The organism is Tolypothrix sp. VBCCA 56010 (assembly GCF_050875635.1).
Classification (GTDB): Bacteria; Cyanobacteriota; Cyanobacteriia; order Cyanobacteriales; family Nostocaceae; genus Hassallia.
On record NZ_JBPAOH010000085.1, the window covers coordinates 1 to 13,069 of the forward strand.

Annotated in this window: 20 protein-coding genes, 1 tRNA gene and 1 pseudogene; 13 read left to right on the forward strand and 9 right to left on the reverse strand. The window is 38.4% G+C overall.

What is annotated here, in order from left to right; all coding sequences use genetic code 11:
- Window positions 1-255 precede the first annotated feature (255 nt).
- On the forward strand, window positions 256-696 hold the full coding sequence (locus AABK37_RS24930; RefSeq protein WP_432554210.1) for a hypothetical protein: 441 nt from the start codon (window positions 256-258) through the stop codon (window positions 694-696).
- Window positions 697-778: 82 nt separating this feature from the next.
- On the forward strand, window positions 779-1,159 hold the full coding sequence (locus tag AABK37_RS24935) for a hypothetical protein (RefSeq protein WP_432554211.1): 381 nt from the start codon (window positions 779-781) through the stop codon (window positions 1,157-1,159).
- 134 nt (window positions 1,160-1,293) lie between these two features.
- Here the strand turns inward: AABK37_RS24935 and AABK37_RS24940 are convergent, their stop codons facing one another.
- Window positions 1,294-1,671 (reverse strand): hypothetical protein, encoded by a 378-nt coding sequence (locus AABK37_RS24940; RefSeq protein WP_432554212.1) that lies wholly within the window; start codon window positions 1,669-1,671, stop codon window positions 1,294-1,296.
- Between the two features lie 126 nt (window positions 1,672-1,797).
- Between AABK37_RS24940 and AABK37_RS24945 the strand changes: the two genes are divergently transcribed.
- Window positions 1,798-2,004 (forward strand): hypothetical protein, encoded by a 207-nt coding sequence (locus AABK37_RS24945; RefSeq protein ID WP_432554213.1) that lies wholly within the window; start codon window positions 1,798-1,800, stop codon window positions 2,002-2,004.
- A 227-nt stretch (window positions 2,005-2,231) separates the two neighbouring features.
- Here AABK37_RS24945 and AABK37_RS24950 read toward each other — a convergent pair.
- Both AABK37_RS24950 and AABK37_RS24955 read right to left on the reverse strand, forming a co-directional pair.
- A tRNA-Ser gene (locus tag AABK37_RS24950) sits at window positions 2,232-2,316 on the reverse strand.
- 44 nt (window positions 2,317-2,360) lie between these two features.
- Window positions 2,361-3,314 (reverse strand): TIGR04168 family protein, encoded by a 954-nt coding sequence (locus AABK37_RS24955; RefSeq protein WP_432554214.1) that lies wholly within the window; start codon window positions 3,312-3,314, stop codon window positions 2,361-2,363.
- 125 nt (window positions 3,315-3,439) lie between these two features.
- Here AABK37_RS24955 and nadA point away from each other — a divergent pair, with 125 nt between their 5' ends.
- The gene (gene nadA / locus AABK37_RS24960; protein ID WP_432554215.1) at window positions 3,440-4,414 is read left to right on the forward strand and encodes a quinolinate synthase NadA; all 975 of its coding nucleotides are present in this window, start codon (window positions 3,440-3,442) and stop codon (window positions 4,412-4,414) included.
- 107 nt (window positions 4,415-4,521) lie between these two features.
- Here the strand turns inward: nadA and AABK37_RS24965 are convergent, their stop codons facing one another.
- Window positions 4,522-5,157 (reverse strand): SH3 domain-containing protein, encoded by a 636-nt coding sequence (locus tag AABK37_RS24965; protein WP_432554216.1) that lies wholly within the window; start codon window positions 5,155-5,157, stop codon window positions 4,522-4,524.
- Between the two features lie 73 nt (window positions 5,158-5,230).
- Here AABK37_RS24965 and AABK37_RS24970 point away from each other — a divergent pair, with 73 nt between their 5' ends.
- The 6 genes and pseudogenes from AABK37_RS24970 to AABK37_RS24995 all read left to right on the forward strand — a co-directional run bounded on the left by AABK37_RS24970 (window position 5,231) and on the right by AABK37_RS24995 (window position 7,477).
- The gene (locus AABK37_RS24970) at window positions 5,231-5,449 is read left to right on the forward strand and encodes a hypothetical protein (RefSeq protein WP_432554217.1); all 219 of its coding nucleotides are present in this window, start codon (window positions 5,231-5,233) and stop codon (window positions 5,447-5,449) included.
- 91 nt (window positions 5,450-5,540) lie between these two features.
- Window positions 5,541-5,723: a DUF6888 family protein gene (locus AABK37_RS24975; RefSeq protein ID WP_432554218.1), complete on the forward strand. Its 183-nt coding sequence runs from the start codon at window positions 5,541-5,543 to the stop codon at window positions 5,721-5,723.
- Window positions 5,724-5,728: 5 nt separating this feature from the next.
- Window positions 5,729-5,935 (forward strand): DUF6887 family protein, encoded by a 207-nt coding sequence (locus AABK37_RS24980; RefSeq protein ID WP_039753636.1) that lies wholly within the window; start codon window positions 5,729-5,731, stop codon window positions 5,933-5,935.
- A gap of 217 nt (window positions 5,936-6,152) precedes the next feature.
- Complete coding sequence (locus AABK37_RS24985; RefSeq protein WP_432554219.1) at window positions 6,153-6,404, forward strand: hypothetical protein; 252 nt, start codon at window positions 6,153-6,155, stop codon at window positions 6,402-6,404.
- Window positions 6,401-6,748: a type II toxin-antitoxin system PemK/MazF family toxin gene (locus AABK37_RS24990; RefSeq protein WP_039753642.1), complete on the forward strand. Its 348-nt coding sequence runs from the start codon at window positions 6,401-6,403 to the stop codon at window positions 6,746-6,748. The genes AABK37_RS24985 and AABK37_RS24990 overlap by 4 nt, the downstream gene beginning before the upstream one ends.
- A 222-nt stretch (window positions 6,749-6,970) precedes the next feature.
- Window positions 6,971-7,477: pseudogene (locus tag AABK37_RS24995) on the forward strand (DUF29 family protein).
- Between the two features lie 102 nt (window positions 7,478-7,579).
- Here the strand turns inward: AABK37_RS24995 and AABK37_RS25000 are convergent.
- On the reverse strand, window positions 7,580-7,834 hold the full coding sequence (locus AABK37_RS25000) for a type II toxin-antitoxin system VapC family toxin (protein WP_432554220.1): 255 nt from the start codon (window positions 7,832-7,834) through the stop codon (window positions 7,580-7,582).
- A gap of 128 nt (window positions 7,835-7,962) precedes the next feature.
- Window positions 7,963-8,196 carry a type II toxin-antitoxin system VapB family antitoxin gene (gene vapB, locus AABK37_RS25005; protein WP_432554221.1) on the reverse strand — a complete coding sequence of 78 codons (234 nt, stop codon included), beginning with the start codon at window positions 8,194-8,196 and terminating at the stop codon, window positions 7,963-7,965.
- 252 nt (window positions 8,197-8,448) lie between these two features.
- Here vapB and AABK37_RS25010 point away from each other — a divergent pair, with 252 nt between their 5' ends.
- The 3 genes from AABK37_RS25010 (at window position 8,449) to AABK37_RS25020 (ending at window position 9,720) form a co-directional block, all read left to right on the forward strand.
- Window positions 8,449-8,766: a hypothetical protein gene (locus AABK37_RS25010; RefSeq protein ID WP_039753645.1), complete on the forward strand. Its 318-nt coding sequence runs from the start codon at window positions 8,449-8,451 to the stop codon at window positions 8,764-8,766.
- Window positions 8,763-9,128, forward strand: a complete 366-nt coding sequence (locus tag AABK37_RS25015; RefSeq protein ID WP_432554222.1) for an aspartyl protease — start codon at window positions 8,763-8,765, stop codon at window positions 9,126-9,128. Before AABK37_RS25010 ends, AABK37_RS25015 begins: the two co-directional genes overlap by 4 nt.
- A 106-nt stretch (window positions 9,129-9,234) precedes the next feature.
- A complete protein-coding gene (locus tag AABK37_RS25020; protein ID WP_432554223.1) occupies window positions 9,235-9,720 on the forward strand; it encodes a hypothetical protein in 486 nt (161 codons plus the stop codon).
- A 22-nt stretch (window positions 9,721-9,742) separates the two neighbouring features.
- Here the strand turns inward: AABK37_RS25020 and AABK37_RS25025 are convergent, their stop codons facing one another.
- The 3 genes from AABK37_RS25025 to AABK37_RS25035 form a co-directional block, all read right to left on the reverse strand.
- Window positions 9,743-10,801 (reverse strand): glycosyltransferase family 2 protein, encoded by a 1,059-nt coding sequence (locus AABK37_RS25025; protein WP_432554243.1) that lies wholly within the window; start codon window positions 10,799-10,801, stop codon window positions 9,743-9,745.
- 106 nt (window positions 10,802-10,907) lie between these two features.
- Complete coding sequence (locus AABK37_RS25030; RefSeq protein WP_432554224.1) at window positions 10,908-12,182, reverse strand: ABC transporter ATP-binding protein; 1,275 nt, start codon at window positions 12,180-12,182, stop codon at window positions 10,908-10,910.
- Window positions 12,183-12,184: 2 nt separating this feature from the next.
- Window positions 12,185-13,057, reverse strand: coding sequence for an ABC transporter permease (locus AABK37_RS25035; RefSeq protein WP_432554225.1), 873 nt, complete (start codon window positions 13,055-13,057; stop codon window positions 12,185-12,187).
- Between the last annotated feature and the right edge of the window lie 12 nt (window positions 13,058-13,069).

The window sequence follows — 13,069 nt, forward strand, 5'->3', positions numbered from 1 at the left end:
AGAAGCATAAGTACTTTTAAGATATTTAGTATCACCTAGCACCTAAAACTACGCAATGGCTGGTTAGCGATCGCCTTGAGGAGAAAACTTTTTGGTTTACTGAGATTGTGCGAAATTCCCACTACTACCAGCAAATAGGGATTTTAAGATTTACCAGCCAAATTATTTTATGTATTATCACCTAATTTTCAAGTTTCCGTAAGAGTACCCAGGATTAATTATTGCCATTAATTGTATAAAAAATACAAGCTATTCATGGCAGTAATTAAACAACTATTTTCATGGGGTGAAACAATGTTTTTGCGCTTTGCGTATATTGGACTGTGCTTGTTATCGATTGCTATATCTTTTTATTTGAAAGCTCAACTTGCGAAATTTCTGGAAAATAATATAGAGATCGCCAATGATAAATCCCTAGAAGAATATAAATCTATTGTGCGGCTTGATATGTATGGAGCGCTAGCTCAAATCATTGTATTGATTAGCGCGTTTGGTAGTTGCGTTGCCTATATTGTTACTCAAGGTTTTACAGGAGTATTTTCATTATTTCTGTTGGGGTTTGCAGTTAGTTTCACTAAACAGATAAGCCAGCTTGAGGAAAAAGCGCGAACGCTTACTTGTGCAACCACCCAACTAGACCGTCAATATAAAAACATTTCTCATGTTTGGAAGAAAAAAGCTCTCCCAGATTTCTAAGTTTTTCGCAAGACTTAGATTAGAGCAATCAGACTTCTACACTTCAAAAATTAAAATTTGAGCAATATAAATTTAACAAATCATGACTAGCAAAACACAACAAATCTCAGATTCACGAAAAAAATTATCTTCTGCTTACCGTGCAGTCTATGCAGTTGGAGTTTTGAGTCTTTTTCTGGGGATATTAGCATTTGTTGCTGGCAATAAATTAAGCGAAGGAACGACAATAGGAATTATCTTTTTTACTTTTGGTTTACTTTACTTAGTTTTGGGTTTTTTCGTACAGCGCAAATCAAAGCTTGCTTTGGGAATTGCTGTAGGTTTTATGCTACTAAATTTATTAACTGGTATTTACAATATGATTCAAACTGGTAAACCAGTAGGTTTGATTGTTCCCATCGTATTCTTTAGCCAAACATGGGAAGGATTTAAAGCTATACAAGTATTAAAACGAGGAACTTAAAGTCGTTAGACATCACATAATCACCCAACTATAGCAGTTTTCAGTTAGAACTTTAAGTAATCTCAACAACATATAAAAAACCCCTACTTTTGGGTAGGGGAAAGAAATGTGATTACAATCTCGCTACAACAAACTTATATGTTCAACAAATCTAACGCTTGCTCAAGGTGCATCTTAGCTTTGTGCAAGTTAAGCAGCATCTGTTGCTCATAGCGGTGGGGATACTCTAAACGCTTTCCTTGCATCGTTGCTCTAATCAATGCTGCTTGCTGGTCTGTAGGTTCTCCCATTTGGTCGAGTGCTTGTCCTATGTCTTGGAAGTTTTTAAAGGTCATTCTCCTTAATCCTTCCCCTTCCTTCATTTGACGTAAAGCGACAACTGCAAAGGTTAATAGAGCATCAATCCAGGCAGTTTTATAAGCAGGATTCCCCAGTGGTTTAAGTCCGTACTGCTTGCAGAGTCCCTTTAGTTCCCCTAAAGTTTTGATTTCTAATTCAGAACGTGTAAACATGGAATTGTCCATTCTCATAAAGTGGATATTGGGGGTTGTAAAGTTTCTCAGGCTATCAACCCCCAATTAATACTATTAATAGGTTTACTTGTTATTAAGCAAGATTTGTAACAAAATATTTACACAATGGCGCGTAAAGGCGGCAATCCAAATATCAAGCAACATGGTTTTACCACTAACAGAAACGAGTCATTAGTAAAACAATTAACAATTAAAATCACTGAATCTACTTACAAACGTCTTAAAGTGTTAGGAGATGCAAAATCAGAGTTTATTCGCCAAGCTATAGATAAAGCGCTGGATGAACTGGATGAATTAGAAGAAAAAGAATAAGTATAAATACATGCTAATAAAAATCCCCTTTTAGTAGCAGGGGATTTTTATTAGCACTTATTACATTACAGTTACAACTATCATACAAGGCTTATAGAGCGCAATAGAACGTCTTTCAGAAAAAATGTTTTACATACCCCAAGGGTATGTAAAACAGAAACTTGAGTAACCAATGAGTAACGGGATTAACTTACCTTATCCTGCTACTGTTTAAATGCCTGAAATAACGGAGAAGGGGAGATTCGAACTCCCGGATGCTTTCACATCATCCGATTTCAAGTCGGACGCAATCGACCACTCTGCCACCTCTCCAGGTAGACTGTCAGCTAAGACAGACATATCATACTATATCTCATTTACGCAGTTTGCACTACTTGATTGGATTGTTCATATAAAATTTCTTCTGAAGCGACGGTGAAATCTTTGCCAACCCAAACTAAAGAGACTTGGGAAACAACACCGGCTTTTAAGGTGACTATCGAGAAATTACGCAAGCGATCGCTATTATTTTGCACAATCCTCGGCACACTCGCTGCATTTAAGTAAATCGTGTTTTCTGTAGCTACAAGCGACTTTCGCAACATTTTCTTTGTGTGTCGCAGACTGTGGTGCATGTGACCAAATGTTACCAGAGGAATGCTTTTCCCAGCAGCGCGAACAGAAGCGATCGCCTCGGTAAAATCTGGATCGCCAAAGTCTCCACCTTTCGGTTCCCAATCTTTACCACAAGGGTCTTCCGGACGATCGCCTAAACCAACGGGTCCATTGTGACCGATAAAAATAATTGTCTCATAAGCGGCGCTGTTTGCGGCTGCAACAATGCGATCGCAAGATTCTTTAAAACTCGTGACTGCATACCGTTCTTCGTAAAAATCATTATATTTCCACTGCGATCCACCCCAGCTAAAGGGACGACTTCCCACCACAGATAAATTCAGTTCCGGAAAATCCAGCTTGCTGTAACCTACATGAGTTTCACCCAATAAATCGAGTTGCTGCTGTACCCAATCTTCCTTAGTGCGATCGTAGGGACACTTTCTGCGTCCCCAATCTGTAGCAGAGTACCATGCATCGTGGTTTCCCATCACCGCTGCTTTGGGGATGTCAAGGGAAGCGATCGCTTTCACCACCGAAACCGACTCGTTGCCAAAATCGCCGACAAACAGCACTAAGTCAATACCCAGATGTTTCAGCGCAATTCCATCTTCTTCTTCCCATTGGTCGTGAACATCTCCGACTACAGCTATTTTCACCATGCTTGTTTTTTTCTGACTGCTCATGCCATCTTCCTTGCCATCTTCTTCCAGCATAAAAAACTCAAGCTGATTTTGGCACAATCCCAAAGAAGGAGGATTACCGACCTTCTATTTTTGGTAAAAACTACTATAATTGATTCCACAAGACAATTACTTGCATCTTTTAGCAACTCCTAACTGTGTTTACCACTGCACTTGCTCAACGAGACAACACCCAACTGGGTGCATTACCACGCGATTTATTTGCCGCGATTGAGAGTCTGAAAAAAGAACTCAACGCGGTAATTCTGGCACATTATTATCAAGAGCCAGATATTCAGGATATCGCAGACTTTATTGGCGATTCACTACAACTGGCAAATGCAGCAGCGAAAACCAATGCTGATGTAATTGTCTTTGCTGGTGTTCACTTCATGGCAGAAACGGCAAAGATTCTCAATCCTGACAAATTGGTACTTTTACCAGATTTGACTGCTGGTTGTTCTTTAGCTGATAGTTGTCCACCGCAGGATTTTGCAGAGTTTAAAGCCGCTCATCCCGGACATTTGGTGATTTCTTACATCAACTGTTCCGCCGAAATTAAGGCGATGAGCGATATTATCTGCACCAGTTCCAACGCTGTGAAGATAGTGCAGCAGATACCGAAGGAACAGCCGATTATTTTTGCTCCCGATCGCAACTTGGGAGGGTATGTGATGGAACAAACAAAGCGAGACTTGGTACTGTGGCAAGGAAGCTGTATTGTGCATGAAACCTTTTCTGAGAAGAAAATGGTGCAGTTAAAAATAGCACATCCTCAAGCAGAGGCGATCGCCCACCCAGAATGTGAAACTTCCGTATTGCGCCACGCCAGCTTTATTGGCTCTACAGCGGCTTTACTCAAATATTGTCAAGAAAGTCCAACAAAAGAATTCATCGTGGCTACAGAGCCAGGAATCATTCACCAAATGCAAAAAATGGCATCGCACAAACAGTTTATTCCCGCACCGCCGATGAATAATTGTAATTGTAATGAGTGTCCATTTATGCGGTTGAATACGCTGGAGAAGTTGTATTTAGCGATGAAGAATCGGGCGCCGGAAATTACGATGTCTGAGGAGATACGGTTAGCAGCGTTGCGTCCGATGCAGCGAATGTTAGAGATGAGCGCGTAAGCAATTTTGGATTTTAGATTTGGGATTTTGGATTGAAAAAATCTCAAATCCCAAATCTGAAAATATTGGACTTGGAGAGTTTGTGGAGATGCGGGTTTATCACGTCTCTACTTTCTTCTTTTGCGTCCTTTGCGGCTTTTGTGGTTCGTTTCAAAAGATATCTCACTTTTCAATCGGTATTCTTCAGGTGCAAGAAAAGATGGATTTATCACTGGTTCAGGTGTAACAGCAGTGGAAGTAGCAAGATTAGGTTTAAGCAAATCTGAAAAAATCCAGCCAAGCTGTCCATTCACCTGAACTTTATACCAAAGTTGTTCAGAACTATTTGTCTGCTGCCTAAGAATGTTTGCAGAAGTGCCATTTGGAATCTTGGCTAACACAATACCTTCAGTACTTGGAAGACTTCGTAGATTTGCGTAGCCATCTTCTGCCTGAATAATCCTAGTTAAAGATGAGGTTTCATCGACTACTTGGGAAGCCGCAGAATCAAACTTCAAAGCAGAATGCAACGGTTTAGCATATTTTACTATCAACGTATCCTTGACAATCAACGATCCATCGGTATCTTGAGCATCACCCCTAATTACCGTCTCATTCCCATTAGACTCAATGGTGAATCGGCTTGGGTTTGTGGAATAATCTATCCATTCCTGATTAGAAGTGCCTGCTAAACAACTGCTGTCACTCTTAGATAAAGTGCAATACGCGCTCTTGGTGTCTGTATGCAGTGCGATCGCCTTCATTCAAACAGCAAACAATTGTTATCTAGCTCTGTTAGAATGACGTGCAGGGCTTGATATTAAAAGAAGCAAGTCTATGACCATAGTAATTTCTCTCAGTCCGGAAGTCGAAGCGCGACTTCGTGAAAAAGCTGCACAAAGCGGGCAGGATGTAAGTATTGTTGCAGCCCAAATGCTGGCTAGCGTTTTGGAGTGGGAAGCGCAAGACTCCCAAGAAGCTATTGAAGGCATCCAGCGTGGTTTGGATGATTTTGAGGCTGGACGATTCCGTTCTTTTGATGAGTTTGCTTTATAACAACGTCGCAAGTATAATCTGCCAACCGATTGATGAAATATCGCAATTCAAAGCCGCTATTATCAGGTGTGTAAGTTAAACTTTTAGGAGTATGGAACCCACAGATAAACAAGCCCAAGGGCTTTATCGGCTATGCTATCGATTAACAAATGTTATCTATCCTGGGTGGCAGTATAGAAGCGTTGAAATTATCAGAATAGATGAGCGTACTGGGAATCTATACGTGCTTGCTTGCGACAACCTCGACTTTGAGATTAAACCAACAGGAGGTTAGGAGGCATGACAACGGCAAATTATGACGCGATGAGTATTGACGAGTTACGTCAATATGTTTTGACTCACCGAGAAGATTTAGAAGCGTTTCATCTATATATAGATCGTTCCAAAGCATCGGGACGTATGATTACCATTGACCCAGATAATAATCAGTGGGAACAAGACCTTGAATCCCAAATTCAGCAATCGACTTTCGATAAAAACGAGTAAAATTTATTGCGACTTCGGTTTTGGTAAGCTGTGGAGTGTTAATTTAGTTTATCGATACACAACAATACGGTTTCAAGTTTAGATTAAACGTTGCAAGTATAATCTGCTGCTGTCAACTTACATTTGGCTTGATTAAAAGAGCGAGCAAAGAGCGAACCCTCAGTCTTGTTAACTACAATATGTTTATGAAATCGACTGTTATTGGCACAAAGGCAATATGATATCACCACATTTGTTAGAAATAGAGCGTTCAATCCGTACTTTGTCTTTAGAAGAACAAGAATGGCTTCTAGAACGTATTAAAAGACAAGTGCAAGAAAAGAAGCTAGTAGCATATAAATTTATTGATAAAAAATATATGGGTGAGCAGTTAGCTGCAATGGCTAGCGATTTAGATATACAAAGAGAAATTACTTCTATCAACGATGAATTTACTGTTACTGAAATGGATGGTTTAGAAAAACTGTGAGCATTGAGCGGGGACAAATTTATTTTGTTAATCTTAATCCCGTACAGGGTAGAGAACAAGCAGGAACCCGACCCGTTTTGGTGTTATCTATAGACACTATAAATCAATTACCTTTGGTTGTAACTGTAGTAGTAGGTACAAAAGGAACAAATATTAAGCGCGATTATCCAACAAATGTAAGAGTTTCTCCAAGTGATAGTGGGTTATCTATAGAAACTGTTTTCCTGTGTTTTCAAGTTCGTTCTTTAGACCCAAATCGCTTTCCTGCTGACCCAGGTGGTAAGATGTCAGATATCAAGATGCTGGAAGTAGAAGCTGCGGTTCGCTACTGTTTGGGTTTGTAATGCGTTAGTAACGGGACTTACGCACGCAACAGCCATAAACCCGGTTTATTCGTCCAAATTTAGTTGTAAAACCAACGATTTTTCCTAAAAACCGGGTTTTTTTGGGTAAGTCTTAAGTAATTCAACTTATTGTTATCAACTGGCTTTTATAGGGACTTCCAACTGTTAAATTTAGATTATCACCGTTAAGTATTGCAGGTAATACAAATGACACAATAATTAATCGAACTAAGAAATAGTATCCTCCAAGGAAGATACGCAGATGCTTTGATGATTGTTGATGAATTAGAGGGCATGAGGAAACAAGCTATTCTGCGTAATATTCAATCTTATTTAAACATTCTGTTGATTCATTTGATAAAAAACCAAATAGAACAGCGATTAACTGCTTCTTGGGTAAATTCTATTCGCAATTCAATCAAATAAATTAGAAAGTTAAATATTAAAGACAATAAAACCTCTTACTACATCAATCAAGATGAATGGTCAACGTTTATAGAAGAGGAAGTAATTGAAGATGCTATAGCTGATGCAAGTCTGGAAGTTTTTAACGGAAAATATACTCGCTCTCAACTATCAGCAATACTGGATAGGAAGCAGATTTTAACTACAACAACTAGATTTCTGGCTTTAACATATATTTATTCGGCAAAAGAATTACCAGCGATTATGGATGATTATCTAGCTCAATTAGCTGGTGGGGAAGATTGGATAAATAGGAAAAGTTAAAGAGCGATCGCTCTTTTAGTTAACTTAACGAAATCCAAAAATCCAACCAGTATTTGCTGTCAGCTTGTAAAGTTATGCCATTTAATAGAATTAACTTAATCGTTACCACAACTTGTTAACTGGATAGACATCAAACACCGCATCTATACTTACCAAAGGTATATTTTCAACAATTGCCTGAGCAACTAAAATTCGGTCAAAAGGGTCGCGGTGATGATTGGGTAAACCCTCTAAGGTATAGATGTGAGGTAACTCCATTGGTAATATTTGTAAATCGTTTGCTTCTCGTTGAGTCTCTATCAATTCGGGTAGTGGTAAGTTGAGAGTTAGCTTGCCAGTTTGAAGTTTGATTTGCATTTACCAGATACTAGCGAGACTAAATATCCAAGAATTGTTAGTATTATTTAATAACTTTGTAACCTTATTAGAGAGCCTTTCAGGATTTCCTGCTGACCAGATAAGTACGTGAGTATCTAATAACAATTTCACACTACACCTTCACCCATCCAAAATTCATCTGGCAAAGGATCATTAAAATCCTCACTCATCCATATCTGACCTTTATGCAAACCCATTACCCGTTTTTTAGGTGCTTGAGGCTGGACGTATTTCTGTGCTAAAAATTCCACAAAATCTAGCACCTGTTGTTGCTGTTCTGGTGGTAGAGTTTGCAGCTTGGCAATTAATTCTGAGGTAGTATTTACAACTTGGGAAGTCATCTTACCTTCTTTTATTGAATATCTAACTTAATGTTACTCTCAAATTAGCAAGTTTCTGTTAGCCTGTAAGCTCTCTTAAGGTTATGTTACCTAAAAAGCCAATCAAGACGCTGTAAAGTTGCATTTGGGTAAGTTAAAAGAGCGATCGCTTCAATCATCACTCCAAGTTTAATAAATATCTGCGATCGCCACGCAAGCATACAAAGGCAAAGTACGCAAAAATTAAAGAATAGACGCGCTTATAAAACAACAATGACCGAAGCAAAACCGACGCGCACAGCACGACGAGGAAGAATATTCCCGGAAATTCAGTGGACGGAAGAACAGAAAGCCAAACGACAAGCTGAACGTGAGGCATTTTATCAACGCTGCAAACCGATTTTCGACAAGGTTCAACCAGAGTTAATTAAAACTCACTACAACTGGTACATAACTGTTGAACCGAATAGTGGAGATTATTTCATTGATAAAGATGAAATTGCGGTTATGAATATGTGTCGTCAAAAGCACCCTAACGCTCCTTTTTATCTCTTCCAGATTAATGAGACTGGGGTATCTGGAACAATATGATTTCGGGCTGGTTTGGTGAAAGGGACGAGTTGTTTTTCGAGATTGAACTGATTGCTGGTGATGAATTAGAGCTGCCAATTGATGTAATGCTAGATACAGGCTTCTCTGGCTGGCTGGTAATTGATGAACAAGACTTACAAGGACTTGATTGGACTCGTGTTGGTGAACGAGATATGCGAATGGCAAGAGGAGAAGTTAAATTTGATATCTATGCCGGAAAAGTCCGAATTGATGAAAATGAATTTGACATTCCTGTTCATGTAGGACAAGGAGTGTCAGAAGTTTTACTTGGTCGTCAGTGGTTAAAAACTCGTCGCTTGTTAGTGGATATGGCTTTAGGAGTGTTAACCTTAGGAGATTAATTGTACTATGCGTAGCTTTCCTTGAATCAGGTAGCTATTTTTAAGACAAGGCTTGTCAATATCAAACTGAACATCGATAATCTAAAGTGATATGAGGAGTCGGAAAATGAAGCATCTTCCGTATTTAGTGTCAGTAGTTCTGGCTAGTTCATTTTTGAGTTTTGCTCGACCAGCACAAGCTCAAGTAGCTTATGGTAGCTATGTCGGTGTCGGTCCGACTGTTGGTCTTTCAGACGGTGGTCAAATTGGCGGAGTTCTTGCTTTCCGCTACAAGCTTCTAGAAACTCCTGTTTCTTTTCGCGCACAAGCTTTAGTTGGTCAAAGCACAGCAGTTGTGCCCACTGTTTCTTACGACTTGCCCTTAAACTGGCAAACTGACGCTTATTTGGGTGCTGGTTTGGTGCTAGCTGGTGGTGATACACCTTCGCCGGTGGGTAATAAAATCAGCTTTGCTTTGCAACCAGGAGTTGATTACGTCGTCCCGAATAGTAACACGGTGATTTTTGGTAATGCGATCATTGCCTTTGATGCTTACCGCGATGGTGGTGGTACTGCTCTTTCCGTACAAGGTGGTGTTGGTTTAAGATTTTAAATAGTAAAAAATACGTAGATAATTACATTCCCAAGTTTTTCAGAAACGTGGGATTTTTGCTTGACATAAGTTCGTAATTGTGCTGTGGTGTGATGCCAAATTTGCCTTTGGAGTCAAAAAGGCGATCGCTAATTGAATTGACGGTTCTTCTGACAAAGAAGATACGACAAGCAATTTTTTCGGCTTGGCGAAAGCCACAAATATTTTGAGCAAATTTATAAACTGCTTTTGTACTATTTACCTTAAAATCAGGAAAGATAGTTAAAGCTTTTTCTAAATATTGTAAGTATTGTGAATAGTCAAAAAATAAAGATTCTCGACCCAAATCGAAATAAGATTTAGCTAAAGCATAGCGATACTTCAAAGAAAGTTTTTTCAAGTTTAATAGTTTTTTTTCTGCTTTTTCTAATACTAAATAGTGGCTTTTTACCCATAAACTTGTAGACCAACTAGAAACTGTTACATTACCGTATCGTCTATAAACTGAATAGCAACCTGGTTGATATACAACTTTGGCATCATTAATTACCACTGAGATGAAAAAATCTCTATCTTGGGCAGCCAAGAAACTTTCATCCCATCCACCACTATTTATTACTACGCTTCTTTTATAAAGTAAAGAAGCAACAGCTGTCCACCAATTTGTGAGTAATGACTCTAAAATGTCTGCTTGTGCTTTAGGAACCTGTATTTTATCCAAAAAACTTGTGCCATTATAATGATGTTGATGTCTCCAATCACCATAAACAACATCTGCGCCGGTTTCCTCTAAAAAACGAACTTGCCTTTCTATTTTTTCCGGCAAAATATAGTCATCCGCATCTAAATACTGAATATAGTCTCCTCTTGATAAAACAAAAGCTCTATTTCTGGCATGATTTCCTCCTTGATGAGGCAGACTTTCCCAGATGATTTTATTTCCATAACTTTTGATAATCTCTAAAGATTTGTCAGTTGAGCCATCATCAATTACAATGATTTCGATGTTTGGATAAGTTTGTCGTAAACAGCTATCAATTGCTTCTGCGATCCATCTTTCTGCATTAAAGCAGGGTATTATTACTGAAACAAGTTTTTCCATTTTTATTTTCTTCAATGTAATAAAACAACTAGCTTTCACAACCATTACAGTTGTGTCGGTTACTCGTTAAAGTGCTATATGTAGAATTATCCTGGAAACTTGAATTTTATGCATTATCTACCTGACTGACAACTTGCCATTTACGTGGTTGATAAAATAAACATCGGCTGATAGTTTTGTTTGTTTTTACAGTGAATCTAAAAGAATCAACAATATCAAAAGAGTAAACACCTTTTCTAATGTAGATTTTGGCACTGTATACACCAGGAATTAAAGAACAGTAAGGCATATACATTTGGATTTCTGATTTTCCTGGAGGTATAGTTAGTTCTTCATTGTCACTACTGGATGTCAAATATAAAACTAAACCATTTTCTCCTGATAGCGCTGTCACTAAAAGACCGAGATTTGCATTTTTCACCTCTTTGTAAGCTTTGCATTCGACGCATAAATAAGCAGACTCACCAGAAAGCAGCGTGTCTATTGCTTTTTCTTGTTCATCTTTAAAACTAAGAGAAACAATATCTAAACCTAAACTTTCTTTTTCTGGCTTTTCCGGCAAAATCATTTTACCTAAAGCATTTTCTGTGCCAATTAAACACAAGTCTTCTTCATATTTACGAATTACCGCTTCAGTACTTCCAAAAGCGATTAACTTACCTTTGTCAAGATATACGGAAGATTCACATATATTTAATACGCTATGAGAGTTATGAGAAACTAATATAAAAGCTGTACCTTTTTCTCGCATTTTAGATAACTTGCGATGACATTTCATTTTAAATTTAATATCACCTACAGCTAGCACTTCATCGATTAGTAAAATATCTGGTTCTATATGAACTGCACAAGCAAATCCTAGTCTTGCAGCCATACCAGAACTATAAGTTTGTACCGGCGCATCAATCGCATCGGCAATTTCGGCAAAATCTATCACATCTGGAAATCTCTCTTCGATTTCTTTAGTTGATAAACCGAGAATTGACATATTTGCATATATATTTTCTCGACCGGTGAGAATAGGATTAAACCCGGCTCCTAATGCAATTAATGGTGCTACTCTTCCCCTAACTTTCACACAGCCACTATCAGGTTTTATCAAACCACTAATAATTCTCAGTAGCGTACTTTTACCGGCTCCATTTGAGCCTACTAAGCCTAGTGCTTCTCCCCGTCGCAGTTGAAAGCTGAGATTATTCAGCGCCCAAAATTCTTTTGGACGAAGAGTTTCGCTTTTTCTATTTGCTCCTACTAATTCAGTGGCAATATCTTGAACGCCATATAATAAAGACCGTTTTAAATCTCTACAAAACTTTTTAGAAAGGTTTTCAACCGAAATAACTACATCAGTATCTTTCGTTTGTTCTAGAAAATTAGTCATTTTTAAGAACTCACTCTTTCAACCACATAAGGCATAGCTAGACGAAATCCAATCCAAGTTAATAGCAAACCAATTATAGTAATTACACTTACTATCCAAAATCGCCAAGGATCTGATACTACTCCTGTAGTGGCTAACTCTCGCGCTGTTACTAATAAAGGTGTAACGGGATTTAGCTTTACTAAAAACCCAAAAGTTCCAGCGCTGGGAATTGGATAAACTACGGGAGTTAAAAACAACCAAAAGCCTGTAAATAAAGTTAACGCTTTAGATACATCTTGATATAAAACACCGAATGGAGCTAATAAAATACCGATAAATGTCCCTAATAAAACTAAATGAATTAATGCCACTGGAGTTAAAATTACTGTCCAGCTTACGGAAACGCGAAACCAAATAAACAACGCTACGATTAAAATCAGCTTGATAGCAAAGTTAAAAAATACTTCACCCATCTTTGCCAAAATCAATGCTTCTCTAGGAAAGTTGACTCTTGCTAACATTGGTTTTGCGACTGTCACCGCTTGTATTGGACCGTTTAAAGCTTCGACAAAAGTTTGCCATAGTGCAGTGCTGAACATGACATAAGCTGGATAGGGTAAATCAGTTTTGCCAACATTAATTACATTGGCATTACTAGCAAGAGTAAATCCAGTTGCCATGAAAATTGGTGGTAAAAAAGCCCAAATTATTCCTAAAAATGATTGCCGATATTGAGCGCTGATATCCCGCATCATCAGACGCCGAGCAAGTTCGCGAGAAGCTAACAAATCTCGCCACATTTGTTTGAACAATTTTAAAGGATGTTTGAGCAGACTTTCGGGTGTATAAATAACCTCAGATAGCTGAGATTTAAGGGTATTATTTTGCTTCAAGATTTCTCACTC

Bases quoted from the DNA above. Each gene is read 5' to 3' on its own strand.
- AABK37_RS24985 (WP_432554219.1), top strand. From the start codon at position 6,153: ATGATATCACCACATTTGTTAGAAATAGAGCGTTCAATCCGTACTTTG.
- AABK37_RS24945 (WP_432554213.1), top strand. From the start codon at position 1,798: ATGGCGCGTAAAGGCGGCAATCCAAATATCAAGCAACATGGTTTTACC.
- AABK37_RS24940 (WP_432554212.1), bottom strand. From the start codon at position 1,671: ATGTTTACACGTTCTGAATTAGAAATCAAAACTTTAGGGGAACTAAAG.
- AABK37_RS25020 (WP_432554223.1), top strand. From the start codon at position 9,235: ATGAAGCATCTTCCGTATTTAGTGTCAGTAGTTCTGGCTAGTTCATTT.
- AABK37_RS25010 (WP_039753645.1), top strand. From the start codon at position 8,449: ATGACCGAAGCAAAACCGACGCGCACAGCACGACGAGGAAGAATATTC.
- AABK37_RS25000 (WP_432554220.1), bottom strand. From the start codon at position 7,834: ATGCAAATCAAACTTCAAACTGGCAAGCTAACTCTCAACTTACCACTA.
- vapB (WP_432554221.1), bottom strand. From the start codon at position 8,196: ATGACTTCCCAAGTTGTAAATACTACCTCAGAATTAATTGCCAAGCTG.
- AABK37_RS25015 (WP_432554222.1), top strand. From the start codon at position 8,763: ATGATTTCGGGCTGGTTTGGTGAAAGGGACGAGTTGTTTTTCGAGATT.
- AABK37_RS24975 (WP_432554218.1), top strand. From the start codon at position 5,541: ATGGAACCCACAGATAAACAAGCCCAAGGGCTTTATCGGCTATGCTAT.
- AABK37_RS25025 (WP_432554243.1), bottom strand. From the start codon at position 10,801: ATGGAAAAACTTGTTTCAGTAATAATACCCTGCTTTAATGCAGAAAGA.
- AABK37_RS24955 (WP_432554214.1), bottom strand. From the start codon at position 3,314: ATGCTGGAAGAAGATGGCAAGGAAGATGGCATGAGCAGTCAGAAAAAA.
- AABK37_RS25030 (WP_432554224.1), bottom strand. From the start codon at position 12,182: ATGACTAATTTTCTAGAACAAACGAAAGATACTGATGTAGTTATTTCG.
- AABK37_RS24935 (WP_432554211.1), top strand. From the start codon at position 779: ATGACTAGCAAAACACAACAAATCTCAGATTCACGAAAAAAATTATCT.
- AABK37_RS24930 (WP_432554210.1), top strand. From the start codon at position 256: ATGGCAGTAATTAAACAACTATTTTCATGGGGTGAAACAATGTTTTTG.
- AABK37_RS24970 (WP_432554217.1), top strand. From the start codon at position 5,231: ATGACCATAGTAATTTCTCTCAGTCCGGAAGTCGAAGCGCGACTTCGT.
- AABK37_RS24965 (WP_432554216.1), bottom strand. From the start codon at position 5,157: ATGAAGGCGATCGCACTGCATACAGACACCAAGAGCGCGTATTGCACT.
- AABK37_RS24980 (WP_039753636.1), top strand. From the start codon at position 5,729: ATGACAACGGCAAATTATGACGCGATGAGTATTGACGAGTTACGTCAA.